General features: G+C 62.1%; 19 protein-coding genes and 1 riboswitch. Of the genes, 14 read left to right on the top strand and 5 right to left on the bottom strand.

The annotated features are described in order from the left end of the window. Window positions 1-115: 115 nt before the first annotated feature. Both ygfZ and B0D71_RS09695 read left to right on the top strand, forming a co-directional pair. Window positions 116-1057 (top strand): CAF17-like 4Fe-4S cluster assembly/insertion protein YgfZ, encoded by a 942-nt coding sequence (gene ygfZ / locus B0D71_RS09700; protein WP_103394569.1) that lies wholly within the window; start codon window positions 116-118, stop codon window positions 1055-1057. Between the two features lie 34 nt (window positions 1058-1091). Continuing rightward, window positions 1092-1913, top strand: a complete 822-nt coding sequence (locus B0D71_RS09695) for an HDOD domain-containing protein (protein ID WP_103394568.1) — start codon at window positions 1092-1094, stop codon at window positions 1911-1913. A 146-nt stretch (window positions 1914-2059) separates the two neighbouring features. Here the strand turns inward: B0D71_RS09695 and B0D71_RS09690 are convergent, their stop codons facing one another. Then, entirely contained in the window at window positions 2060-3448 is a 1389-nt protein-coding gene (locus tag B0D71_RS09690; RefSeq protein ID WP_103394567.1) for a sensor histidine kinase, read from the bottom strand. Continuing rightward, on the bottom strand, window positions 3441-4112 hold the full coding sequence (locus tag B0D71_RS09685) for a response regulator (RefSeq protein WP_007979804.1): 672 nt from the start codon (window positions 4110-4112) through the stop codon (window positions 3441-3443). The genes B0D71_RS09690 and B0D71_RS09685 overlap by 8 nt, the downstream gene beginning before the upstream one ends. A gap of 442 nt (window positions 4113-4554) precedes the next feature. On the opposite strand from B0D71_RS09685, the gene B0D71_RS09680 reads away from it, so the two are divergent. From B0D71_RS09680 to B0D71_RS09665, 4 genes are read left to right on the top strand one after another with little or no spacing between them, the layout of a single operon-like run. Then, entirely contained in the window at window positions 4555-5532 is a 978-nt protein-coding gene (locus tag B0D71_RS09680) for a Bug family tripartite tricarboxylate transporter substrate binding protein (RefSeq protein WP_103394566.1), read from the top strand. Window positions 5533-5590: 58 nt separating this feature from the next. Beyond that, window positions 5591-6049 carry a tripartite tricarboxylate transporter TctB family protein gene (locus B0D71_RS09675; RefSeq protein ID WP_103394565.1) on the top strand — a complete coding sequence of 153 codons (459 nt, stop codon included), beginning with the start codon at window positions 5591-5593 and terminating at the stop codon, window positions 6047-6049. Between the two features lies 1 nt (window position 6050). After that, the gene (locus tag B0D71_RS09670) at window positions 6051-7565 is read left to right on the top strand and encodes a tripartite tricarboxylate transporter permease (protein ID WP_075947502.1); all 1515 of its coding nucleotides are present in this window, start codon (window positions 6051-6053) and stop codon (window positions 7563-7565) included. Beyond that, entirely contained in the window at window positions 7558-8592 is a 1035-nt protein-coding gene (locus tag B0D71_RS09665) for an AbrB family transcriptional regulator (RefSeq protein WP_103394564.1), read from the top strand. Before B0D71_RS09670 ends, B0D71_RS09665 begins: the two co-directional genes overlap by 8 nt. Window positions 8593-8701: 109 nt before the next feature. Here B0D71_RS09665 and ung read toward each other — a convergent pair whose 3' ends face one another. After that, window positions 8702-9394 carry a uracil-DNA glycosylase gene (gene ung, locus B0D71_RS09660; protein WP_103394563.1) on the bottom strand — a complete coding sequence of 231 codons (693 nt, stop codon included), beginning with the start codon at window positions 9392-9394 and terminating at the stop codon, window positions 8702-8704. Between the two features lie 132 nt (window positions 9395-9526). Here ung and B0D71_RS09655 point away from each other — a divergent pair, with 132 nt between their 5' ends. Then, the gene (locus B0D71_RS09655) at window positions 9527-10639 is read left to right on the top strand and encodes an enoyl-CoA hydratase/isomerase family protein (RefSeq protein ID WP_103394562.1); all 1113 of its coding nucleotides are present in this window, start codon (window positions 9527-9529) and stop codon (window positions 10637-10639) included. Window positions 10640-10767: 128 nt separating this feature from the next. Here B0D71_RS09655 and B0D71_RS09650 read toward each other — a convergent pair whose 3' ends face one another. Further along, window positions 10768-11208, bottom strand: coding sequence for a hypothetical protein (locus B0D71_RS09650; RefSeq protein ID WP_103394561.1), 441 nt, complete (start codon window positions 11206-11208; stop codon window positions 10768-10770). A 167-nt stretch (window positions 11209-11375) separates the two neighbouring features. Next, window positions 11376-11642, bottom strand: coding sequence for a hypothetical protein (locus B0D71_RS09645; RefSeq protein ID WP_103394560.1), 267 nt, complete (start codon window positions 11640-11642; stop codon window positions 11376-11378). Between the two features lie 284 nt (window positions 11643-11926). Then, window positions 11927-12027, top strand: a riboswitch (guanidine-I (ykkC/yxkD leader). A gap of 60 nt (window positions 12028-12087) precedes the next feature. On the opposite strand from B0D71_RS09645, the gene B0D71_RS09640 reads away from it, so the two are divergent. The 7 genes from B0D71_RS09640 (at window position 12088) to atzF (ending at window position 21891) form a co-directional block, all read left to right on the top strand. Further along, window positions 12088-13155: a putative urea ABC transporter substrate-binding protein gene (locus B0D71_RS09640; RefSeq protein ID WP_103394559.1), complete on the top strand. Its 1068-nt coding sequence runs from the start codon at window positions 12088-12090 to the stop codon at window positions 13153-13155. A 15-nt stretch (window positions 13156-13170) separates the two neighbouring features. After that, window positions 13171-13986: an ABC transporter permease gene (locus tag B0D71_RS09635; protein WP_103394558.1), complete on the top strand. Its 816-nt coding sequence runs from the start codon at window positions 13171-13173 to the stop codon at window positions 13984-13986. Then, the gene (locus B0D71_RS09630; RefSeq protein ID WP_103394557.1) at window positions 13983-14771 is read left to right on the top strand and encodes an ABC transporter ATP-binding protein; all 789 of its coding nucleotides are present in this window, start codon (window positions 13983-13985) and stop codon (window positions 14769-14771) included. Before B0D71_RS09635 ends, B0D71_RS09630 begins: the two co-directional genes overlap by 4 nt. A 13-nt stretch (window positions 14772-14784) precedes the next feature. Next, window positions 14785-15510, top strand: a complete 726-nt coding sequence (locus B0D71_RS09625) for an urea amidolyase associated protein UAAP1 (RefSeq protein ID WP_103394556.1) — start codon at window positions 14785-14787, stop codon at window positions 15508-15510. Between the two features lie 11 nt (window positions 15511-15521). Further along, on the top strand, window positions 15522-16163 hold the full coding sequence (locus B0D71_RS09620; RefSeq protein ID WP_103394555.1) for an urea amidolyase associated protein UAAP2: 642 nt from the start codon (window positions 15522-15524) through the stop codon (window positions 16161-16163). Window positions 16164-16472: 309 nt separating this feature from the next. Next, complete coding sequence (uca, locus tag B0D71_RS09615; RefSeq protein WP_103394554.1) at window positions 16473-20087, top strand: urea carboxylase; 3615 nt, start codon at window positions 16473-16475, stop codon at window positions 20085-20087. Window positions 20088-20112: 25 nt separating this feature from the next. Beyond that, window positions 20113-21891, top strand: a complete 1779-nt coding sequence (atzF, locus tag B0D71_RS09610) for an allophanate hydrolase (protein ID WP_103394553.1) — start codon at window positions 20113-20115, stop codon at window positions 21889-21891. The last annotated feature ends 123 nt before the right edge of the window (window positions 21892-22014 follow it).

Genomic DNA, 22014 nt, shown 5'->3' with positions numbered 1-22014 from the left:
GCCCGCGCCCCGTCGAACAGTCGGCTTTGGTCGGGACCGGTGATCCTTTGTGAACTACCCATTTCGAAGGCGCCCCCTTATGATGTCCGCCAGACTCTTTACCCTGCGATGACCCATGGCCGATTCTGCTTTTTTCTGCACCCTTTCTCATGAGGGCGTTCTCGCGGTCCGCGGCGCGGACGCCAGCAAATTCCTGCAAGGCCAATTGACTTGCAACCTCAATTACTTGAGCGAAACCCGGGCCAGCCTTGGGGCGCGCTGCACGCAAAAAGGCCGGATGCAATCGAGTTTCCGCATCTTGCTCGAAGGGGACGGCGTGGTCCTGGCCATGGCCACCGAGTTGCTCGAACCGCAACTGGCGGACCTGAAGAAATACGCGGTGTTTTCCAAGTCGAAACTGACCGACGAAAGTGCCGCCTGGGTCCGTTTCGGCGTTGATCATGGCGATGCTGCACTGGTCAGCCTCGGCCTGGACCTGCCGGCAGAAACCGACAGCGTCGTGCGCAACGATGGGCTGATCGCCATCCGTGTCTCGCCGCAACGCGCCGAGTTGTGGGTCGACGCCGGTCAAGCCGATGTGGTCAAAGGCAAGCTATCGGCGGTGCTGAGCGAAGCTGAACTGAATCAATGGCTGCTGGGCCAGGTCCGCGCAGGGATCGGCCAGGTCATGCCCGGCACCCGCGAGTTGTTCATCCCGCAGATGCTCAACCTGCAAGCGGTCGGCGGCGTGAGCTTCAAGAAAGGTTGCTACACCGGGCAGGAAATCGTCGCGCGGATGCAATACCTGGGCAAACTCAAGCGCCGCCTGTATCGCCTGCAACTGGCTGCCAGCGAGCTGCCTGAACCGGGTATCGCGCTGTTTTCCCCGACCCACGGCAGCTCCATCGGCGAAGTGGTGCTGGCTGCCCGCACCGGGCAAAACGTTGAACTCCTGGCTGTGTTGCAAGCCGAAGCAGCAGAAAGTGGAGACATCCACCTGGGCGCCCTCGAAGGGCCGTCCTTGCAGCTGCTCGACCTGCCTTATGAACTGGACCGCGATCGCGAAATCCAGCAATAACGGCAGCACTTTGCGCAACACCTAGAGAGACTAAATGAGCGAGCTGGCGGAAAAGGTCCAACAGGATTTGGTTGAGGCCATCAATAACGATGACCTGGTTCTGCCAACGTTACCGGAGGTGGCCCTGCAGATTCGCAAGGCCGCGGAAAACCCGGAAGTCAGCGTCAGCACCCTGAGCAAAGTGATCGGCCGTGATACCGCGTTGTCGGCACGCCTGATCAAAGTGGTCAACAGCCCGCTGTTGCGCGCGACTCAGGAAGTGACCGACCTGCATACCGCGATCACGCGCCTGGGCATCAACTACAGCTGCAATCTGGCGATCGGCCTGGTCATGGAGCAGATTTTCCATGCCCGCTCCGAGGTGGTGGAAAAAAAGATGCGGGAAGTCTGGCGCGAAAGCCTGGAAATCGCTGGCGTCAGCTATGCCCTGTGCCGCAGTTACACCCGGCTCAAGCCTGACCAGGCCGCCCTTGGCGGGCTGGTGCATCAGATCGGCGTGCTGCCGATCCTGACCTACGCCGAAGATCACTATGAGCTGCTGTCCGACCCGGTCAGCCTCAACCATGTGATCGACCAGATTCATCCACTGATTGGGGAAAAACTGCTCAGGGTCTGGGAATTTCCCGACATGCTGGTGCAAGTGCCACAGCTATACCTGAACTTCAATCGCCAGTCTGCGCAGATCGACTATGTGGATCTGGTGCAGGTGGCCAGCCTGTATTGCCTGCGGAACACCGAACATCCGCTCGCCAGTCTCGATGCCTTGAATGTGCCGGCCTTCAGGACGCTCGGAATCGATTTTGACGACGAGGCGATGTGCGCCGACCTGGAAGAAACACGCACGATGTTTTACTGATCTTTGTGGCGAGGGGGCTTGCCCCCGTTCGGCTGCAAGGCAGCCGTAAAATCGATAGATGCGGTTTACCCGAGAATACGCGGTGCTTGATTCGGGGCCGCTTCGCAGCCCAACGGGGGCAAGCCCCCTCGCCACAGGTGTTGTGGCTATTCTCCCGCTACAAAACTCACCCTCACCTTCAACCCTGCATGCTCACCATCATGCAGACTGATCTGCGCCAGATGCGCGCGGCAGATCTCGCCGACAATCGCCAATCCCAACCCTGATCCGGCCACTTGCTGATTGCGCCGGTAAAAGCGCTCGAATACCCGATCGCGCTCCTCAAGAGGAATGCCGGGGCCATCATCTTCGACTTCCAGCACGGCAGGCGCCGAGACCCGCAGAATCACGTTGCCACCCGGCGGCGTGTGAGCCAGTGCGTTGTCCACCAGATTGCTCAGCAGCTCGTTCAATAGCGTCGGTTCGCCCCGCAACCAGACAGGTTCATCGGCTTCCAGCGCCAGTGCGATGCCGCGCTTGTGGGCCAGTGGCGCCATGGCCATACCCAGCTCCCGAGCCAATTGACTCAGGTCGAGTAACTGCGCACCACCCTCGGCAATCGCCCTCGCGCCGTTTTCGACCCGTGCCAGGGAAAGCAACTGATTGGCCAGATGGGTCAAGCGATCAGTGCCCTGGGCGGCGGTCTCCAGCGTGCTGCGCCAGGTATCGGGCTCGGCCGAGCGCATGCCCAGCTCCAGTCGCGCCTTGAGCGCCGCCAGTGGTGTACGCAATTCATGGGCGGCATCGGCGATGAATTGCGCCTGCTTCTCGAACTGCCCGCGCAAACGCTCGGTAAAGTGATTGAGTGCACGCACCAACGGCCACAATTCGCGCTGCACCTCTACCAATGGCAGGGGGCGCAGATCGTCCGGCTGACGCTCCTCCACCGCCGTGCGCAAGCGCTCCAGCGGACGCAACGCGGCACTCACCGCAAACCACACCAGCATCAACGCACCGATTGCCAGCATGCCCAGGCGCAGCAAGGTGTCGGCCGCCAGACTGCGGGCCATACTGACGCGCGCTTCATCGGTTTCCGCCACGCGGATTTCCGCCATGCCGTTCATGTTCGGCTCGCTCACCGGCTTGAGCAGGCTCACCACACGCACGTTCTGCCCGCGGTACTGGGCGTTGTAGAAACGCGCCAGCGCCGGATAGTCATCGGTGCGCGGCGTTCCCGGCGGTGGCGCGGGCAGGTTTTCGTAACCGGAAATCAGCTTCTGATTGATGTCGTTGACCAGGTAGAAAATGCGCCCGGCACTGTCGTAGGCAAACGTATCGAGGGCCACGTAAGGAACGTCGGCACTCAGGGTACCGTCGCGCTGGGAGACGCCGGCGGCGATGGTCCGCGCCGAGGCCAACAGGGTCCGGTCATAGGCCGTGTCGGCGGCCTCTCGGCCGTTCCAGTAGGCGCTCAAACCACTGGCCAGCATCAACACCACCAGCAACAGCGCCAGGTTCCACAGCAACCGCCAGCGCAGGCTGCTGGGCTTATGCATCGCGGCTTTCCAGCAAATAACCGAGGCCGCGGAAGGTCACGATGGCGACGGGCTGGCCATCGAGTTTCTTGCGCAGGCGGTGCACGTAGATTTCGATCGCATCAGGGCTGGCCTCTTCATCGAGACCGAACACTTGCGACGCCAGTTGCTCCTTGCTCATCACCCGACCGGGGCGCGCGATCAGGGCTTCGAGTACAGCCTGTTCGCGGGAGGTCAGGGTCAGCAATTCTTCACCGAGGGTGAAGCGCCGGGTTTCCAGGTCATAGGCCAGCACACCGCAACGCTGAATGCGCTCACCGCCCAGCACACTGCGTCGCAGCAAGGCTTTGACCCGGGCTTCGAGTTCGGTCAGTTCGAACGGCTTGGCCAGGTAATCGTCGGCGCCGAGGTTCAGGCCGTGGACCCGATCCTTGACGTCGCTGCGGGCGGTCAGCATCAACACCGGCAGATTCTTGCCCCGCGCCCGCAGTCGCGCCAGCACTTCGAAACCATCCATGCGCGGCAAGCCGACGTCGAGGATCGCCATGGCGTATTCCTCGCTGCCCAGCGCGAGGTCGGCTGCCACGCCATCGTGCAGGACGTCCACGGTCAACCCGGTGCTCTTGAGCGCCTGGGCAACACTTTCGGCGAGCTGCAAATGGTCTTCGACGAGCAGAACACGCATGGATCTTTACCTCATTCAGGGATGGTCGACGCCATTCTTTGGCGCGGAGTTTACAGCCGCAATCGTCGCTGTGAAGCCCGAAAAACCGTGAAAGCCCGCTGAAAGGTTAGCGAAAGGTTGGGTCGTTAGAGTCGTCCCACGGATGGTTTCGACTGCCGACCATCGAATCGTAGTTTGAAAACGTGCCTTGACATGTAACTACCGAAAAACGCCTCGAAGCGTTTTCGTCAATAAGAACAATAACCGAGGTATTGCACCATGCTGTCTACACAGCTTCAGGCTTGCCCGCCCCACCCCTTCTCTCGCTCCCCGATGTTTACGCTTGCCAGCGCCGAAGCCGGCTGCTCGTCGTTCAGTCCGTACGGATTCGAACGCGCCAGCACCGTGCGAAATCGTCGCACCTGAATCATTCCGAAAAACAAAAACTCCAGTGGAGACAAAAATGAGTCGATCAATGCGCCGTTTCGCCCTCGCCGCCAGCTGTGTGCTGTTCGCCGGCCAACTCATGGCCGAGCCAAAACGCCCGGAATGCATCGCCCCGGCCTCGCCCGGCGGTGGTTTCGACCTGACCTGCAAACTAGCGCAAAGCGCGCTGATCAACGAAAAACTGCTGACCAAACCGATGCGCGTGACCTACATGCCCGGCGGTGTCGGCGCGGTGGCGTACAACGCGGTGGTCGCCCAGCGTCCGGCCGATGCCGGAACCCTGGTGGCCTGGTCCAGCGGTTCGCTGCTGAACCTGGCCCAAGGCAAGTTCGGTCGTTTCGATGAAAGCAACGTGCGCTGGCTGGCCGCCGTCGGCACCAGCTACGGCGCCATCGCCGTGAAGAGCGATTCGCCCTACAAGACCCTCGACGATCTCGTCCAGGCGCTGAAGAAAGATCCGAGCAAAGTGGTGATCGGCTCCGGCGGCACCGTCGGTAGCCAGGACTGGATGCAGACTGCGCTGATCGCCAAGGCCGCCGGGATCAACCCCCGTGACCTGCGTTACGTAGCCCTCGAAGGTGGCGGCGAGATTGCCACCGCGCTGCTCGGCGGCCACATCCAGGTTGGCAGCACCGACATCTCCGACTCCATGCCGCACATCCAGAGCGGCGACATGCGCCTGCTGGCGGTGTTCTCCGACAAGCGTTTGGACGAGCCGGAAATGAAGGACATCCCGACTGCCCGCGAGCAAGGCTACGACATCGTCTGGCCAGTGGTGCGCGGCTTCTACCTCGGGCCAAAAGTCAGCGACGAAGACTACGCCTGGTGGAAAGACTCCTTCGACAAACTGCTGGCCTCCCCTGAGTTCGCCAAGCTGCGCGACCAGCGTGAACTGTTTCCGTTCGCCATGACCGGCCCGGAACTGGACACCTATGTGAAGAAGCAAGTTGCCGACTACAAAGTGCTGGCCAAAGAGTTCGGCCTGATCCAGTGATCGCCTCTGTCTAGCAGCCGCGACTCCCCTTCACGGAGTCGCGGCACAGGAGTTCCCCATGCTCTTACAACGCATTTTCGCCTCGGTGCTGTTGCTGGCCTGTCTCGGCCTGGCATTGATGGCGTGGCCGTACCAAGCGGCTTTTTCCTACGAACCGGTGGGGCCTCGGGCCTTTCCGCTTTTGATGCTTGGCCTGATGGGCTCGGCGCTGTTGTACATGGTGTTCCGTCCGGCACCGATCAAGCACAGTGCTGACGAGCCGCCACTGGACCGCGAAACCCTGACCAAGATCGGCATCTGCGTAGTGCTGTTGCTAGTGTTCGCCGGCACGTTCGAACCCCTGGGTTTCATCGTCGCCAGCATCTTGATCGGCGTGCCCATGGCCCGTCTGTATGGCGGTCGATGGCTGCCAAGCATCGTGATCATCAGCCTGATGGCCGTCGGCCTCTACCTGCTGTTCGACAAGTTGATGGACGTGCCGCTACCACTTGGCGTGCTCGACGTTCTGGAGAACTGATATGGATACTCTTGGCTATTTGGGTCAGGGTTTCGGCGTCGCGCTGAGCCCGTACAACCTGGTGACCGCACTGTGCGGCACCCTGATCGGCACCGTGGTCGGCCTGTTGCCGGGCCTGGGGCCGATCAACGGCGTGGCACTGTTGATCCCGATCGCATTCGCCCTCGGCCTGCCACCGGAATCGGCACTGATCCTGCTGGCGGCGGTGTACCTGGGTTGCGAATACGGCGGCCGGATCAGCTCGATCCTGCTGAACATCCCGGGCGAAGCGTCCACCGTGATGACCACTCTCGACGGTTACCCGATGGCCCGCAAAGGCCTGGCCGGTGTAGCGCTGTCGCTGTCGGCATGGAGCTCGTTCATCGGTGCATTTATCGCGACCTGCGGCATGGTGCTGTTCGCCCCGCTGCTGGCGAAATGGGCGATTGCCTTCGGCCCGGCGGAATATTTCGTACTGATGGTCTTTGCGATTGTCTGCCTTGGCGGCATGGCCGGTGACCGTCCGCTGAAGACGTTCATCGCGGCGCTGATCGGCCTGTTCCTGTCGACCGTCGGCATCGACGCCAACAGCGGTGTGTATCGCTTCACCGGGGACAACATTCACCTGACCGACGGCATCCAGTTCGTCGTGCTGGTGCTGGGCCTGTTCTCCATCAGCGAAATCCTCCTGCTGCTGGAAAAAACCCACCACGGCCAGGAAGCGGTGAAAGCCACCGGCCGGATGATGTTCAACTTCAAGGAAGCGGCGTCGGTGTTCGTGGTGAACATCCGTTGCGGCGTACTGGGCTTCATCATGGGCGTGTTGCCGGGTGCCGGTGCGACCCTGGCCAGTGCCGTGGCCTACATGACCGAAAAACGCATGGCGGGTGCCAAGGGTACTTTCGGCCAGGGCGACATGCGCGGCCTCGCGGCACCGGAAACCGCTATCGGTGGCGCAGCGTGCGGTGCGCTGGTGCCGATGCTGACCCTCGGCGTTCCAGGTTCCGGCACCACGGCGGTGATGATCGGCGCGCTGTCGCTGTACAACATCACCCCGGGCCCGCTGCTGTTCCAACAGCAACCGGACATCGTCTGGGGCCTGATCGCCTCGTTGTTCATCGCCAACGTAATGCTGGTGATCCTCAACATTCCGATGATCCGCATCTTCACCCGTATCCTCGCCGTGCCGAACTGGGCACTGGTGCCGGTGATCGCCATCATTACCGGGATCGGCGTCTACGCGGTCCACGCGACAACGTTCGATCTGTTCCTGATGATCGGCATCGGCATCTTCGGTTACATCCTGCGCAAGCTGGACTTCCCGCTGTCGCCGGTATTGCTGGGCTTCATCCTCGGAGGATTGATGGAACAGAACCTGCGCCGTGCCCTGTCGATTTCCAACGGTGCGCTGGAAATCCTCTGGTCGAGCCCGATCACCTTCGGTTGCTGGGTCCTCACGGCGATCATGCTACTGATGCCGCTTATCCGCATCTGGCGCAAACGTTCGGCCGCGCAACGCGCTATCGCCGATGTCTGATCGAACACCTTTCAAAGCCTGGTGGGGAACCCCGCTGGTCGGCCTGCTGGGCGGCTATCTCGCCAGCCAGGTCGGCTGGCCTTTGCCGTGGATGGTCGGCTCGTTGCTGGCGATCATCCTCGTGCGCTGCCTGACACCCTGGCAATTGGCCGAAATCCCTGGCGGCCGCAAGTGCGGCCAGTGGATCGTCGGTATCGGTATCGGCCTGCATTTCACTCCAGTGGTGATGGAGCAGGTACTCAGTCATTTCGGTCTGATCTTCTTCGGTGCGTTGGTCACCAGCCTGTCGGCGGTCGTCGGCGTTTGGCTGATGCGTCGCACCGGTGAAGATCGCGCCACGGCGTTCTTTTCCAGCATGCCCGGCGGCTCCGGGGAGATGGTCAACCTCGGCGCCCGCAATGGCGCGGTGCTCAGCCGTGTGGCGGCGGGGCAGAGTTTGCGGGTGTTGGTCGTGGTGCTTTGTGTGCCGGCGGCTTTCAAGTATCTGTTGGGCGACGGTGCGCCGATTTCCCACGCGGGCAGCATCGATTGGCGCTGGCTGGCGGTACTGTTTCCTGCTGGCGCATTGGCAGCCTGGATCTGGGAACGCCTGCGTCAACCCAACCCCTGGCTGTTCGGGCCGTTGCTGGTCAGTGCGGCCGTCAGTATCGGCTGGGATTTGCACATCGGCTTGCCCAACGGCGGCAGTCAGATCGGCCAGTGGCTGATCGGCAGCGGTCTGGGCTGTCACTTCAACCGGCAGTTTTTCCGGCGTGCACCATCGTTCATGGGCCGTACCTTGATCAGCACGGTGTTGACCATGCTGATCGCCACGGCGGCGGCATTGGGCTTGAGTGCGCTGACCCATCTGGATCTGCGTTCACTGACGTTGGGCATGATGCCCGGCGGGATTGCCGAGATGAGCCTGACGGCGGAAACCTTGCAACTGTCGGTGCCGCTGGTCACGGCGATGCAGGTGATGCGGCTGTTGTTTGTGCTGTTTCTGGCGGAGCCGTTGTTCAAGTATTGGAACCGGAATCCGGAGTAAGACCGAGTCGACTGCATCGCGAGCAAGCTCGCTCCCACATTGGATTTGCGGTGCTCACAAAACCTGTGGGAGCGAGCTTGCTCGCGATGGGGCCAGTAAGGTCAACCAATCAAACCGGCGGCAACCGCCACTCGATCGGCGTCTCGCCATTCTGTTCCAGAAACTTGTTGGTCCGGCCGAAGTGCCCGCAACCGAGGAAGCCGCGATAGGCCGACAGCGGTGACGGGTGCACCGAGGTCAATACCAGGTGCTTGGTGGCATCGATCAGCTTCTGCTTGCTCTGGGCATGGGCGCCCCACAGCATGAACACCAGGTGCGGCTGCTGCTGGCTGACCACTTCAATGACCCGATCGGTGAAAAACTGCCAGCCCTTGTCCTTGTGCGCATTGGCATTGGCGCGCTCGACGGTCATGGTGGTGTTGAGCATCAGCACGCCCTGGTCGGCCCAACTCTGCAGGTAGCCGTGGTTGGGGATGTCGATGTTCAGGTCGCGCTTGAGTTCTTTATAGATGTTCACCAGCGACGGCGGCGCCGGCACGCCGGGTTGCACCGAGAAGCACAAGCCATGGGCCTGGCCCGGGCCGTGATAAGGATCCTGACCGAGGATCACCACTTTGACCTTGTCCAGCGGCGTGGAGTTGAGCGCGTTGAAAATCATCGGCCCCGGCGGATAGATCTCCTTGCCGGCCGCCCGTTCCTGTTGCAGGAAGTTTCGCAACTCTGTCATGTAGGGCTGGTCGAATTCGGCACGCAGGGCTTCCTTCCAGCTCGGTTCGAGTTTGATACGGTCGTCAGCAGTCATGGTTACATCCGGCAAAAACAATGGGGCGAACCCTAGGAAAGCGCATCACGCTTGTCAATTGATCTGACGCAGATCCGGCACTTTCCCACACAGCGATCATACTTAACCCTCAAATTCCCGATCGAGGTCACGATGAATCTGCACTTCGAAGAACTCACCGGCACCGACGGCGCCCGCATCGGCGTCGCCAGCCTGGATGCCGAAAAATCCCTGAACGCCCTGTCCCTGCCGATGATCAACGCCCTGCGCGACCGCATGGACGCCTGGGCCAAGGACCCGCAAATCGTCTGCGTGCTGTTGCGCGGCAATGGCGCCAAGGCCTTTTGCGCCGGGGGTGAAGTGCGCAGCCTGGTGGAAGCCTGTCGCGTCCATCCCGGTGAAGTACCGCCACTGGCCGCGCAGTTTTTTGCGGCGGAATATCGCCTGGACTTCAAACTTCATACCTACCCGAAACCGCTGATCTGCTGGGGGCATGGCTATGTGCTTGGCGGTGGCATGGGGTTGTTGCAAGGCGCAGGCGTTCGTATCGTCACGCCGAGCAGCCGCCTGGCGATGCCCGAAATCAGCATCGGCCTGTACCCGGACGTTGGCGCCAGTTGGTTTCTGTCGCGCCTGCCCGGCAAGCTAGGGTTATTCCTGGGCCTGACCGGTGCGCACATGAACGGCCGCGATGCCATCGACCTGGACCTGGCCGATCGTTTCCTTCTCGACGAACAGCAGCCGGAATTGATCGACGGACTGCTGCAATTGAACTGGCAGGAACAAACACCCATGCAGCTCAACAGCCTGCTCAAGGCCTTGCAGCAGGAAGCCGTGGCGCAGATGCCCGAAGCCCAGTGGCTGCCACGCCGACAGCAAATCGACGAGTTGCTGGATGTCAGCGACGTGCGTTGCGCCTGGAAGGCCATCAGTGCCTTGCGCGATCACACCGATCTATTACTGAGCCGCGCCGCCAGGACCCTGAGCGAAGGCTCACCGCTGACCGCCCGTCTGGTGTGGGAGCAGATCATCCGTGCCCGACACCTGTCACTGGCCGAAGTCTTCCAGATGGAATACACCCTGAGCCTCAACTGCTGTCGTCATCCGGAATTCAGCGAAGGCGTACGAGCCCGGTTGATCGACAAGGATCAGAAGCCGCACTGGCATTGGCCGGATATCAACAACGTGCCGGACGCGGTGGTAGAGGCGCATTTCCACAAGGCGTGGGAAGGTCGGCATCCGCTGGCGGATTTGTCTGAGTATTAAAGTCTGGGCATAACAATGTGGGAGCGAGCCTGCTCGCGATGAAGGAGTGTCAGTCGACGTTATAGCTGTCTGACACACCGCCTTCGCGAGCAGGCTCGCTCCCACAGGTTTTGTATTTAGCTGAATGATTAGCGGTGATTGCCCCGCCCGTTGTGATCACCACGCCCGCTGCGATAGCCGCGCCCGTCATGACCGCGATTGTCGTTATTCCAGCCCCTGCGGTTACGGCCGTCCCAGCCATGGTTCTGATGCATGCGGTAGTCGCCCCGCGACTGCTGATAGTAACGAGGGGCCGGCTGGTAATAGCGCGGGGACGGTTGATAGATTCGCGGCTGCGAGTAATAGCGCGGTGTCGGCTGGTAATACCGTGCTGGCGGTGCGTAGTACCGGGGCGGTGGCGTGTAGTAACCGCCACCATTGGAGTAGTAGGAACTCCCCCCGGCGTAATAGGCTGGCGATGGCGAGGTATAGACCTCGGAACTGTAGTAACTGCCTCCTTCATCGTAATAAGGCACGCATCCACCAACGGATAATCCCAACACAGCTAGCAGAAGAATTCGACAGAGCATAGCGGCCTCCTGGACCGCGGGTGAGCCACACCAGCGACGCTGGCAGGCGACAGTCAAAAGTTCGGTGACTGTCGAAAGATCAGACATCGAATTCGGAATCTGGTGCGTCACAGAAACAAGTAGAAACATCTGCCCGATGAAAGGTTTTTCATCCATTCACGCCCTGATTAACGGTGACCGCCGCCGTGACCGCCGCCGTGATGCCCACCGCCGTGAACGCCGTAATACCCATGACCACGGTAGTAACCATGCCCACCGTAGTAATAGGAGCGATAACCACCGTAATAACGTGGGCCGTAGTAACCGTAGTAATAAGGCGAGTAGTAACCGGGGTAGTCATAAGATCCCCCGTAGACATCGGCAGGACCGTCGTAGTAGTAGCAGCCAGACAATCCAAAACCGAGCACTGCACCCAACAACAATCGACGTAACATGGCGGCCTCCGTAAAGACCTGTGACAGCAGTCGGCACAGACCGGCTGACATCTGTTTTGACTGGTAAACCCGTGCCAAGTGCAACGCCGCCCCGCACCTTCGGATCAGCGGCAAACACGTTCCAATGCGGTGCACCTGCGCACCATCACAAGGCAGCCCGCCCTCCCGATCAAACCCGTCGGCCACCCCGTTCCCCACGCTAGAGCGCTCGGGCCAAGTTGGCACGCCTCTCGCTTTAGTAACACCGTGCAGGAGTCACTACAGGTTCGCGGCACCACAATTTGAAAATGGCTGACTAGGGTTCCGGCTCGCAATCGCGAGTGACTGGTCCGAGAGTTGGCGACCTCCAGTTGAGGTTACACGGCGGGACAAAAGCCCGGGAGACAAGCCACCGTAAGCGGTGCCGCTGCCTTCCTGTCCGTCCTTGATCAACTGGAGAACCACCATGTCCCAGCTTCGTTTACCCACCCTGCTCGCCGCTGCGTTCGCAGCCCTCGTCAGCGTCTCATCCCAGGCCGCCCAGAAAGACCACTTCAGCGTGTGCTGGACGATCTATGCCGGCTGGATGCCCTGGGAATACGCCGGCAGCCAAGGCATCGTCGACAAATGGGCGAAGAAGTACGGCATCAAGATCGACGTGGTGCAACTCAATGACTATGTCGAATCGATCAACCAGTACACCGCCGGCCAGTTCGATGGCTGCACCATGACCAACATGGACGCGCTGACCATTCCGGCCGCTGGCGGCGTCGACAGCACTGCACTGATCGTCAGCGATTTCTCCAACGGCAACGATGGCATCGTGCTCAAGGGCGAAGGCAAGAAAGTCGCCGACCTCAAGGGCATGGACGTCAACCTGGTGGAGCTCTCTGTCTCCCACTACCTGCTGGCCCGGGCCCTGGATTCGGTGGACCTCACCGAGAAAGACCTGAAAGTGGTCAATACCTCCGACGCCGATATTTCGGCCGCCTTCAACACTGATCAGGTCAACGCCGTCACCACCTGGAACCCGATGCTCTCGGACATCAAGGCCAAGCCTGCGGTGACCGAAGTGTTCAACTCCAGCCAGATCCCCGGCGAAATCATGGACATGATGGTGGTCAACAGCGCCACCCTCAAAGACAACCCGGCCCTCGGCAAGGCACTGACCGGCGCCTGGTTCGAAGTGGTCGAGTTGATGAACGCGAAAAACGCCGCCAGCAAAGCTGCCCTGGAGCACATGGCCAAGGCCTCGGGCACTGACCTGGCGGGTTTTCAGGCGCAACTGGACACCACCAGATTGTTCGCCACGCCCAAGGAAGCCCTGGCGTTTTCCACCAGCAAGCAACTGCCGGAAACCATGCGCAAGGTCGCCGAGTTCTCCTTCCAGCACGGCTTGCTCGGTGAAGGCGCCAAGGACACCAGCGCCGTCGGCATGGCCTTCGCCAACGGCGTGACCAGTGGTGACAAGGGCAACCTGAAACTGCGCTTCGACCCGAGTTACGTGCAGATGGCCGCCGACGCCAAGCTGTAATCAGGAGAACTGGCCATGCGCCTGATCAACCGTCACCCGGATCGCCCGAGTCGCCTGCTGCTGGTGATCCTGCCGTTCGCCCTGGTGCTGTTCGCCTACTTCATGGGCTCGGCCGAGCGACTGGCGGATAACCCCAACGACAAGCTGCTGCCCAGCGCCGTGCAGATGACCGATGCGGTGAAACGCCTGGCCTTCGTGGCCGACAGCCGCACCGGCGAATACCTGCTCTGGCAGGACACGGCGTCCAGCCTGCAGCGGCTGGCCATTGGCCTGGGTATCAGCGCTTTGGCCGGGTTGTGCCTGGGCATCGCCGCCGGCACCTTGCCGCTGTTCGGTGCGCCGTTGTCACCCTTGCTGACGGTGCTGTCGATGGTGCCACCGCTGGCGATCCTGCCGATCCTGTTCATCGTCTTCGGCCTGGGGGAACTGTCGAAAGTGATGCTGATCGTCATCGGCATCACCCCGGCGCTGGCGCGGGACCTGGAACAGCGCGCCCGGGAAATTCCCGTGGAGTTGCTGATCAAGGCCCAGACCCTCGGCGCGTCTACCTGGACCCTGATGCTGCGGGTGGTGTTGCCACAACTGCTGCCACGACTGCTGATTTCCCTGCGCCTGATGCTCGGCTCGGCGTGGCTGTTCCTGATCGCCGCCGAAGCCATCGCCTCCACCGACGGCCTCGGCTACCGGATCTTCCTGGTGCGCCGCTACCTAGCGATGGACGTGATTCTGCCCTACGTGGTGTGGATCACCCTGCTCGCCTGGTTGATGGATTGGGGGCTCAAGTACCTGACCCGCCGCGCGTTCCCCTGGTATGAAGGAGCGGCCAAATGAGCTTCATCACGGTGAAAAACGTCTGGCAACAATACGCCGATCAGGTGGTGCTCGAAGGCCTGAACCTGAACGTCAACGAGGGTGAGTTCTGCACGCTCGTGGGTGCGTCCGGTTGTGGTAAATCGACCTTCCTGCGCCTGCTGCTGGGCCAGGAGTGCGCCAGTCGCGGCGAGATCCTGCTCGACGGCCAACCGCTGGCCGCTGAGCCGGATGCCAGCCGTGGCGTGGTGTTCCAGCGCTATTCGGTGTTCCCGCACTTGAGCGTGCTGGACAACGTCGCCCTCGGCCTCGAACTGCCCCGCTCGCGTTTGCTTGGACGCCTGTTTGGCAGTGCGAAAAAAGAGGCTCGCGAACAGGCTTCGGTGCTGCTGCACAAAGTCGGCCTCGGCCACTCGCTGGACAAATACCCGGCGCAACTCTCCGGCGGCATGCAACAACGCCTGGCCATTGCCCAGGCGCTGATCATGAAGCCCCGAGTGTTGTTGCTCGACGAACCGTTCGGCGCCCTCGACCCGGGCATCCGCAAAGACATGCACGCCTTGCTGCTGGAGCTGTGGCGCGAGACCCGCCTGACGGTGTTCATGGTCACCCATGACCTGTCCGAAGGGTTCAGCCTCGGCACACGCCTGCTGGTGTTCGACAAGGTCCGTCTCGATCCGCATGCCCCTGGTGCCTATGGCGCACGCATCACCTACGACATCCCTTTGAACAGCGACCGCCGCACCGAACGTGCCGCCGTCGACGCTCTGCCAGTGCAACTGGCGGGCTCACTTCGAACCGCTTGAGAGGGTTTTGCCCATGACTGATTCGACCCAACTGTTCCCGCCCTTCGCCGAAGAAATGCTCCCCGGTGGCGGCCATCGTTCCTTCGTGCTCAAACGCGGCCAACTGCTGCGCCTGACCGACCTGCGTGGCGGCGCCAACGTCAGCCTGACGTTGCTCAACGCCAATGAAAAAACCGAACGGCTGAACCTGCCCGACAGCCTCAAATGCCAACACACCGCCAAGCTCACCACCGGCCATTGCCTGTACTCGGACATGGGTCGCGTGCTGGCCGCCATCACCGCCGACACTTGCGGCTGGAGCGACAGCCTCGGCGGCGTGCTCTGCGCTGAAGAAGTGGCGGAAAAATACGGCGCCGGCCGCTATCAGGAACTGCGCAACGGCTTCTTGCGCAACGGTACCGACAACCTGTTGGTGGAGCTGGGCAAGTGGGGGCTGGGCCTGTCCGACCTGCTGATGACCCTCAACCTGTTCAGCCGCGTGAACGTCGATGACGCCGGGCGTTTTCACTTTGTCGAAGACCACTCCAGGGCGGGTGACTACATCGAGTTGTACGCGCCGATGGACACCCTGGTGGTGCTCACCGCCCTGCAGCATCCGATGGACCCGTCGCCGCAATACGCACCGAAACCGCTGAAGCTCAGCTGGATGAACGCCGACCCAAGCGTCGCCGAACACTGCCGCACCTCGCGCCCGGAAAACGAGCGCGGCTTCATCAACACCGACCGCCTGTTCGCCTGAGGATCGCTGCCATGTCACTCGCAATCGCCACTGCACAACCGTTGCCTGAAACCGCGGTCTACCGCGCCACCATCCCCGCCGGTGAACCCTGGCTGATGGAGGTCAAGGCCGGCCAGACCCTGCGCATCCTCGATCTTGAGGGCAACCAGGCTGTCGACACCTTGTTCTACAGCGTCGCCAATCCCAAGGAACGCTACGACGTGCAGCGTACCCTGCGCCGACAGAACAGCGTGTACCTGAGCACTGGCAGCGTGCTGTATTCCAACCTCGGCAAGCCGATGCTGACCATCGTCGCCGACACCTGCGGGCGCCACGACACCCTGGGTGGCGCCTGTGCGCAAGAGAGCAACACCGTGCGCTATGCGTTGGAGAAACGCTACATGCACAGCTGCCGCGACAACTACCTGCGCGCCTGTGTTCACGATGGTCGACTGGGCAAGGGCGACATAGGGCCGAACATCAACTTCTTCATGAACGTACCGGTCACTGCCGACGGCGGGCTGACCTTCGAAGACGGCATTTCCGCGCCGGGCAAGTACGTCGACCTGCGGGCCGAGATGGACGTGATCGTGCTGATCTCCAACTGCCCGCAACTGAACAACCCGTGCAATGCCTACAACCCGACCCCGGCGGAGCTGCTGGTATGGAACTGAAACTCCCGACATTGCGCCGCTGGTTGTTTGCCTTGTGCCAGGCCCGTTCTGGCCAGTGCCTGAAAAAGTAAAAACCACCACCCCCTGTAGGAGCGAGCTTGCTCGCGAAAAACCCAAGAGCACCGCTGGGCATCTGGGTTTACGCGTAATCGTTAACGACCATCGCGAGCAAGCTCGCTCCTACAAGGGCCCGGCGTTTCAAATCTGGTGATTCTGCCGTCGGGGACGACCCTGGCGCATTTCGAAAAACTGCGGGACGGCCCGCATCCCAGTCGAGGCTGATGCGCTATCGCCTCCGGGGGTTATGCCATGTTCGAAAAAGTCCTGATTGCCAACCGTGGCGCCATTGCCTGCCGCATCCTGCGCACCTTGCGCGAACTGCACGTGCAGGGTGTTGCCGTGTACTCCGAAGCCGATGCCGCCAGCCTGCACATCCTGCAAGCCGACGAGGCCCACAGCCTTGGTGAGGGCGCGGCCGCCGGCACTTACCTGGCGGTCGATAAAATCCTCGCTATCGCCATATCCACCGGTGCCACGGCGATCCACCCCGGCTACGGTTTTCTCTCGGAAAACGCCGCGTTCGCCGAAGCCTGCGAGGCCGCCAATATCGCCTTCATCGGCCCGACACCAGAGCAACTGCGGGTGTTCGGCCTCAAGCACACAGCGCGCGCACTGGCCAAGCAACACGGCGTACCGATGCTCGAAGGCACCGAACTGCTCGACAGCCTCGACGCCGCGCTGCTGGCCGGTGAACAGGTCGGCTATCCGGTGATGCTCAAGAGCACCGCCGGCGGTGGCGGCATCGGCATGCGCGTGTGCCGCAGCGCGGCCGAGTTGAGCGAGTCCTTCGAGGCAGTCAAACGCCTGGGCCAGAACAACTTCAGCGACGCCGGAGTGTTCATCGAAAAGTACATCCAGCGTGCCCGCCATCTGGAAGTTCAGGTGTTCGGCGACGGTCGCGGCGAGGTGATCGCCCTCGGCGTGCGTGATTGCTCGGTGCAACGACGCAACCAGAAAGTCCTCGAAGAAACCCCGGCGCCGAACCTGCCCGACGGCATGGCCGATGAACTGTGCGCGGCGGCGATCAAACTGGCCAAAGCGGTGAATTACCGCAGTGCCGGCACCGTCGAATTCGTATTCGACAGCGATGCCCAGCGTTTCTATTTCCTTGAGGTGAACACCCGCTTGCAGGTGGAACACGGTGTCACCGAACAGGTATGGGGTGTCGATCTGGTGCGCTGGATGGTGCAACTGGCAGCCGGTGATCTACCGTCGCTTAGCGATCTGGTACAGGATCTGAAACCGCAGGGGCATGCGATTCAGGCGCGGTTGTATGCCGAGGATCCGGGTCGCGATTTTCAACCGAGCCCAGGCCTGCTCACCGCCGTGGACTTCCCGGCGGCCAATGGCATGCAACTGCGCATCGACACCTGGGTCGAGGCTGGCTGCGAGATCCCGCCGTATTTCGACCCGATGATCGCCAAGGTCATCAGTTGGGCGCCGACTCGCGAAGAAGCGACTGCGCAACTGCATCAAGCGCTGGGTGCCAGCGTGCTCTACGGCGTGGAAACCAACCGCGATTATCTGCGGCAGATTCTGCTGGATACGCCTTTCGCCAGCGGGCAGCCATGGACCCGGTGTCTGGAAGGACTGGTCTATCAGGCCAACACGTTCGAGGTGCTCAGTGCAGGCACCCAGACCAGCGTTCAGGACTACCCCGGCCGTCTCGGCTACTGGGCGGTGGGCGTGCCGCCATCGGGGCCGATGGACAGTCGCGCGCTGCGTCTGGGCAACCGGTTGCTGGGCAATGACGAAGGCGCGGCAGCGCTGGAAATCACCATGAGCGGGCCCCTGCTGCGCTTCAATTGCGAGGCGGTGGTGGCGGTGACCGGGGCGGTGATTCCATTACTGCTTAACGGTGAAGCCGTGCCGATGAGCACTGCGCTGCTGATTCCGGCAGGCGCCACATTGAGTCTCGGCACGATTGCCGGTGCGGGTGCCCGCAGCTATCTGTGCCTGCGCGGCGGCCTGCAGGTTCCGGATTATCTGGGCAGTAAAAGCACGTTCACCCTGGGTCAGTTTGGTGGCCACGGTGGCCGCGCCTTGCGCGCCGGTGACGTATTGCATGTGCCAGCCCTGATTGACCGCAGCGCCGGTCAACAACTGGCTGAAGAACAGATCGCCGAGTTGCCGACGGTTCGGCAAATTCGAGTGATCTATGGCCCCCACGGCGCCCCGGAATACTTCACCGAAAACTACATCGGCACCTTCTTCGCCACGCCGTGGGAAGTGCATTTCAACTCCAGCCGTACCGGTGTACGCCTGATCGGGCCGAAACCTGAGTGGGTGCGCGCCGACGGTGGCGAGGCGGGTCTGCACCCGTCGAACATCCACGACAATCCCTATGCGATCGGTGCGGTGGATTTTACCGGTGACATGCCGGTGATCCTCGGTCCGGACGGCCCGAGCCTCGGCGGGTTCGTGTGCCCGGTGACGGTGATCGAGGCGGATCTTTGGCAGTTGGGGCAACTCAAGGCGGGAGACAAAATCCAGTTCCTGCCCGTCAATATCGAGGACGCGCGAAAACTCTGTAGGAGCTGGCTTGCCAGCGATGGGGCCCGACCAGACACCGCATCAACTTCATCGCTGGCAAGCCAGCGCCTACAAGGTCTTGTGTCGCCTGTGGTGCTGGATATCGAGCAGGGGGATACGCGGCTGGTTGCACGGCTGTCGGGCGATACGCATTTGCTGCTTGAAATCGGCGCCCCGGAACTGGACCTGGTCCTGCGCTTCCGCGCCCACGCCCTCATGCAAGCCCTGGAAAGCAAACACCTGCACGGCGTGATCGACCTCACCCCCGGCATCCGCTCACTGCAAATCCACTACCAGCCCGAGCAACTGCCGCTGTCCGATCTGCTCGGCATAGTCGCCGGCGAATGGGACGCGGTGTGCGCCGCCAAAGACCTGCAAGTACCGTCGCGCATCGTTCATCTGCCGCTGTCCTGGGATGATCCGGCGTGCCAGCTGGCCATCGAGAAATACATGACCACCGTGCGCAAGGACGCGCCGTGGTGCCCGAGCAACCTGGAGTTCATCCGCCGCATCAACGACCTGCCGAACCTCGATGAAGTACAACGCACTGTGTTCGACGCCAGCTACCTGGTGATGGGGCTGGGAGACGTCTACCTCGGCGCACCAGTCGCCACCCCGCTCGACCCGCGCCATCGCCTGGTGACCACCAAGTACAACCCGGCGCGCACCTGGACCGCGGAAAACTCGGTGGGCATCGGGGGCGCCTACATGTGCGTCTACGGCATGGAAGGCCCCGGCGGTTATCAGTTTGTCGGACGCACGCTGCAGATGTGGAACCGCTATCGCGAAGTGGCCGCGTTCGATGGCAAACCGTGGCTGTTGCGGTTTTTCGACCAGATCCGTTTCTACCCGGTCAGCGCCGATGAACTGCTGCGCATCCGCCGGGATTTCCCCCTCGGGCGCTTCGACCTGAACATCGAGCACAGTCAGTTGAACCTGGCGGATTACCAGGCATTTCTGGCCCGGGAAGCCGAATCCATCGGCGCTTTTCGTGCGCAGCAACAAGGGGCGTTCAACGCCGAACGCGAACGCTGGATCGCCAGCGGCCAGGCGCATTTCGACAGTGAAGAACTGGCCCCGGAGGCCACCGAAGATGCACCGTTGGCGAGCGGCCAACAGAGCGTCGACAGCCACATTGCCGGCAACCTCTGGCAGGTCCAGGTCGAGACCGGTAGCCGCGTCGAGGCCGGTGATGTGCTGGTGATCCTGGAGTCGATGAAGATGGAAATCCCCCTGCTCGCACCGATGGCCGGCGTGGTGCGCGAGATTCGCGTGCAACCGGGTTCGGCGGTGCGCGCCGGACAGCGCGTCGTGGTGCTGGAACTCGACTGAGCCCATTTTGAAAAGGACTGACACCATGAACATCAATCTGCAACTCGACGCCCTGCGCAGCGCTTATCGCGAAGGCCGCACCACGCCACGGCAGTTGCTGCTGCAACTGCGGGACAAAGCCGCCGCCCTGAACCCGGACTATCACCTGTTCATCCACTTGCTCAGCGCCGAGGAAATGGAGCCTTACCTCGCCGCCCTCGACGGTCGCGACCCCGACAGCCTGCCGCTGTATGGCGTGCCGTTCGCGATCAAGGACAACATCGACCTGGCCGGCATCCCGACCACAGCGGCGTGCCCGGCATTTGCCTACGTGCCGGAGCGCTCGGCGACCATCGTCGAGCAACTGTTGGCCCTCGGTGCGATTCCGTTGGGCAAAACCAACCTCGACCAGTTCGCCACAGGGCTCAACGGCAGCCGCTCACCCTACGGCGCCTGCCCCAACAGCGTGTTGCCGGAGTATCCGTCGGGGGGGTCCAGCGCCGGTTCGTCGCTGGCGGTGGCGCTCGGCGTCGCGAGCTTTGCGCTGGGCACCGATACCGCCGGCTCCGGGCGCGTGCCGGCGGCGTTGAACAATCTGGTCGGCATGAAGGCCACCAAGGGCCTGATTTCGACAGCCGGCGTGGTTCCGGCCTGTCGTACGCTCGATTGCGTCACCACCTTCACCGCCACGGCGCGGGAGGCCAGTCAATTGCTGGCGCTCACCGCACGCCTGGACCCACGGGACGAATACAGCCGCAGCAACCCGCTGTGGAACGACGGCTCAGCGTTCGGCACACCACGCCCATTCCGTTTCGGCGTACCCCGTGCACAGGACCTGCAATTTTTCGGTTGCCCTGAAGGCCCGCTGTTGTTCGGTGATGCCATCGACCGCCTCAAGGCCCTGGGTGGCGAAGCGGTGGAACTGGATCTGTCGCCCTTTCTGGAGGCAGCCCGCTTGCTCTATGAAGGCCCGTGGGTAGCCGAGCGCTACAGCGTGGCCGGTGAGTTGATGGCGCAAAATCCCGAGGCTGTGTTGCCGGTGATTCGCGCCGTACTGGCCAAGGCTCCCGCCGTCGACGGCGTGCAAACCTTCCGCGCCCAATACCGCCTGCAAGCGCTCAAAGCCCTGTGCGACACAGCGCTGGAAGGCCTCGATTGTGTGGTCACGCCAACCATCGGCCGGCCGGTGACGCTGGCGCAGCTCAAGGCCGAACCGGTACTGCGTAATTCGGAACTGGGTTACTACACCAACTTCATGAACCTGCTCGACTACGCCGCCGTCGCCGTGCCCAGCGCCTTCATGGACAACGGCCTGCCTTGGGGCGTGACGCTGTTTGGCCGGGCCTTTACCGATCAATATCTGTTGAGCGTGGCGGATGCCTTGCAGCGTCAACAAGGCTTGGCCGCGCCAGAACCGGCGACGGCGGCACGTCATGATCGGGCGCGGCTGGTGGTCTGCGGCGCGCACCTGGACGGGTTGGCGTTGAACTGGCAACTCAAGCAGCGCGGCGCCCGTTTGCTGGAGTCGACCGTCAGCTCGCCGGATTACCAACTCTATGCCCTGGCCGGCGGCCCGCCGTTTCGTCCGGGCATGGTCCGCGTGAAGGATGGCGGCGTGGCGATTGCGGTGGAAGTCTGGGAGTTGCCGAGCAGCGAGTTGGGCTCGTTCCTGACCGGGATTCCGGCACCCTTGGGGTTGGGCAAGGTGCAACTGGCGGACGGCCGCTGGGAGAGCGGGTTTATCTGCGAGGCGTATGGGTTGGAGGGCGCGGTGAATATCAGTCATTTGGGCGGGTGGCGGATGTATCTGAAAACACTGGCTTAAACGCACTCAACCCTGTGGGAGCACTTGTGGCGAGGGGGCTTGCCCCCGCTGGACTGCGCAGCAGTCCCCAAATCCTGCCATGCGGTTTGCCTGAGACAAACCGGGCCTGGGCGTTGGGGGGTC

This window comes from Pseudomonas laurylsulfativorans, from assembly GCF_002906155.1.
Classification (GTDB): domain Bacteria; phylum Pseudomonadota; class Gammaproteobacteria; order Pseudomonadales; family Pseudomonadaceae; genus Aquipseudomonas; species Aquipseudomonas laurylsulfativorans.
This window is presented reverse-complemented; position numbering and strand designations above follow the sequence as displayed.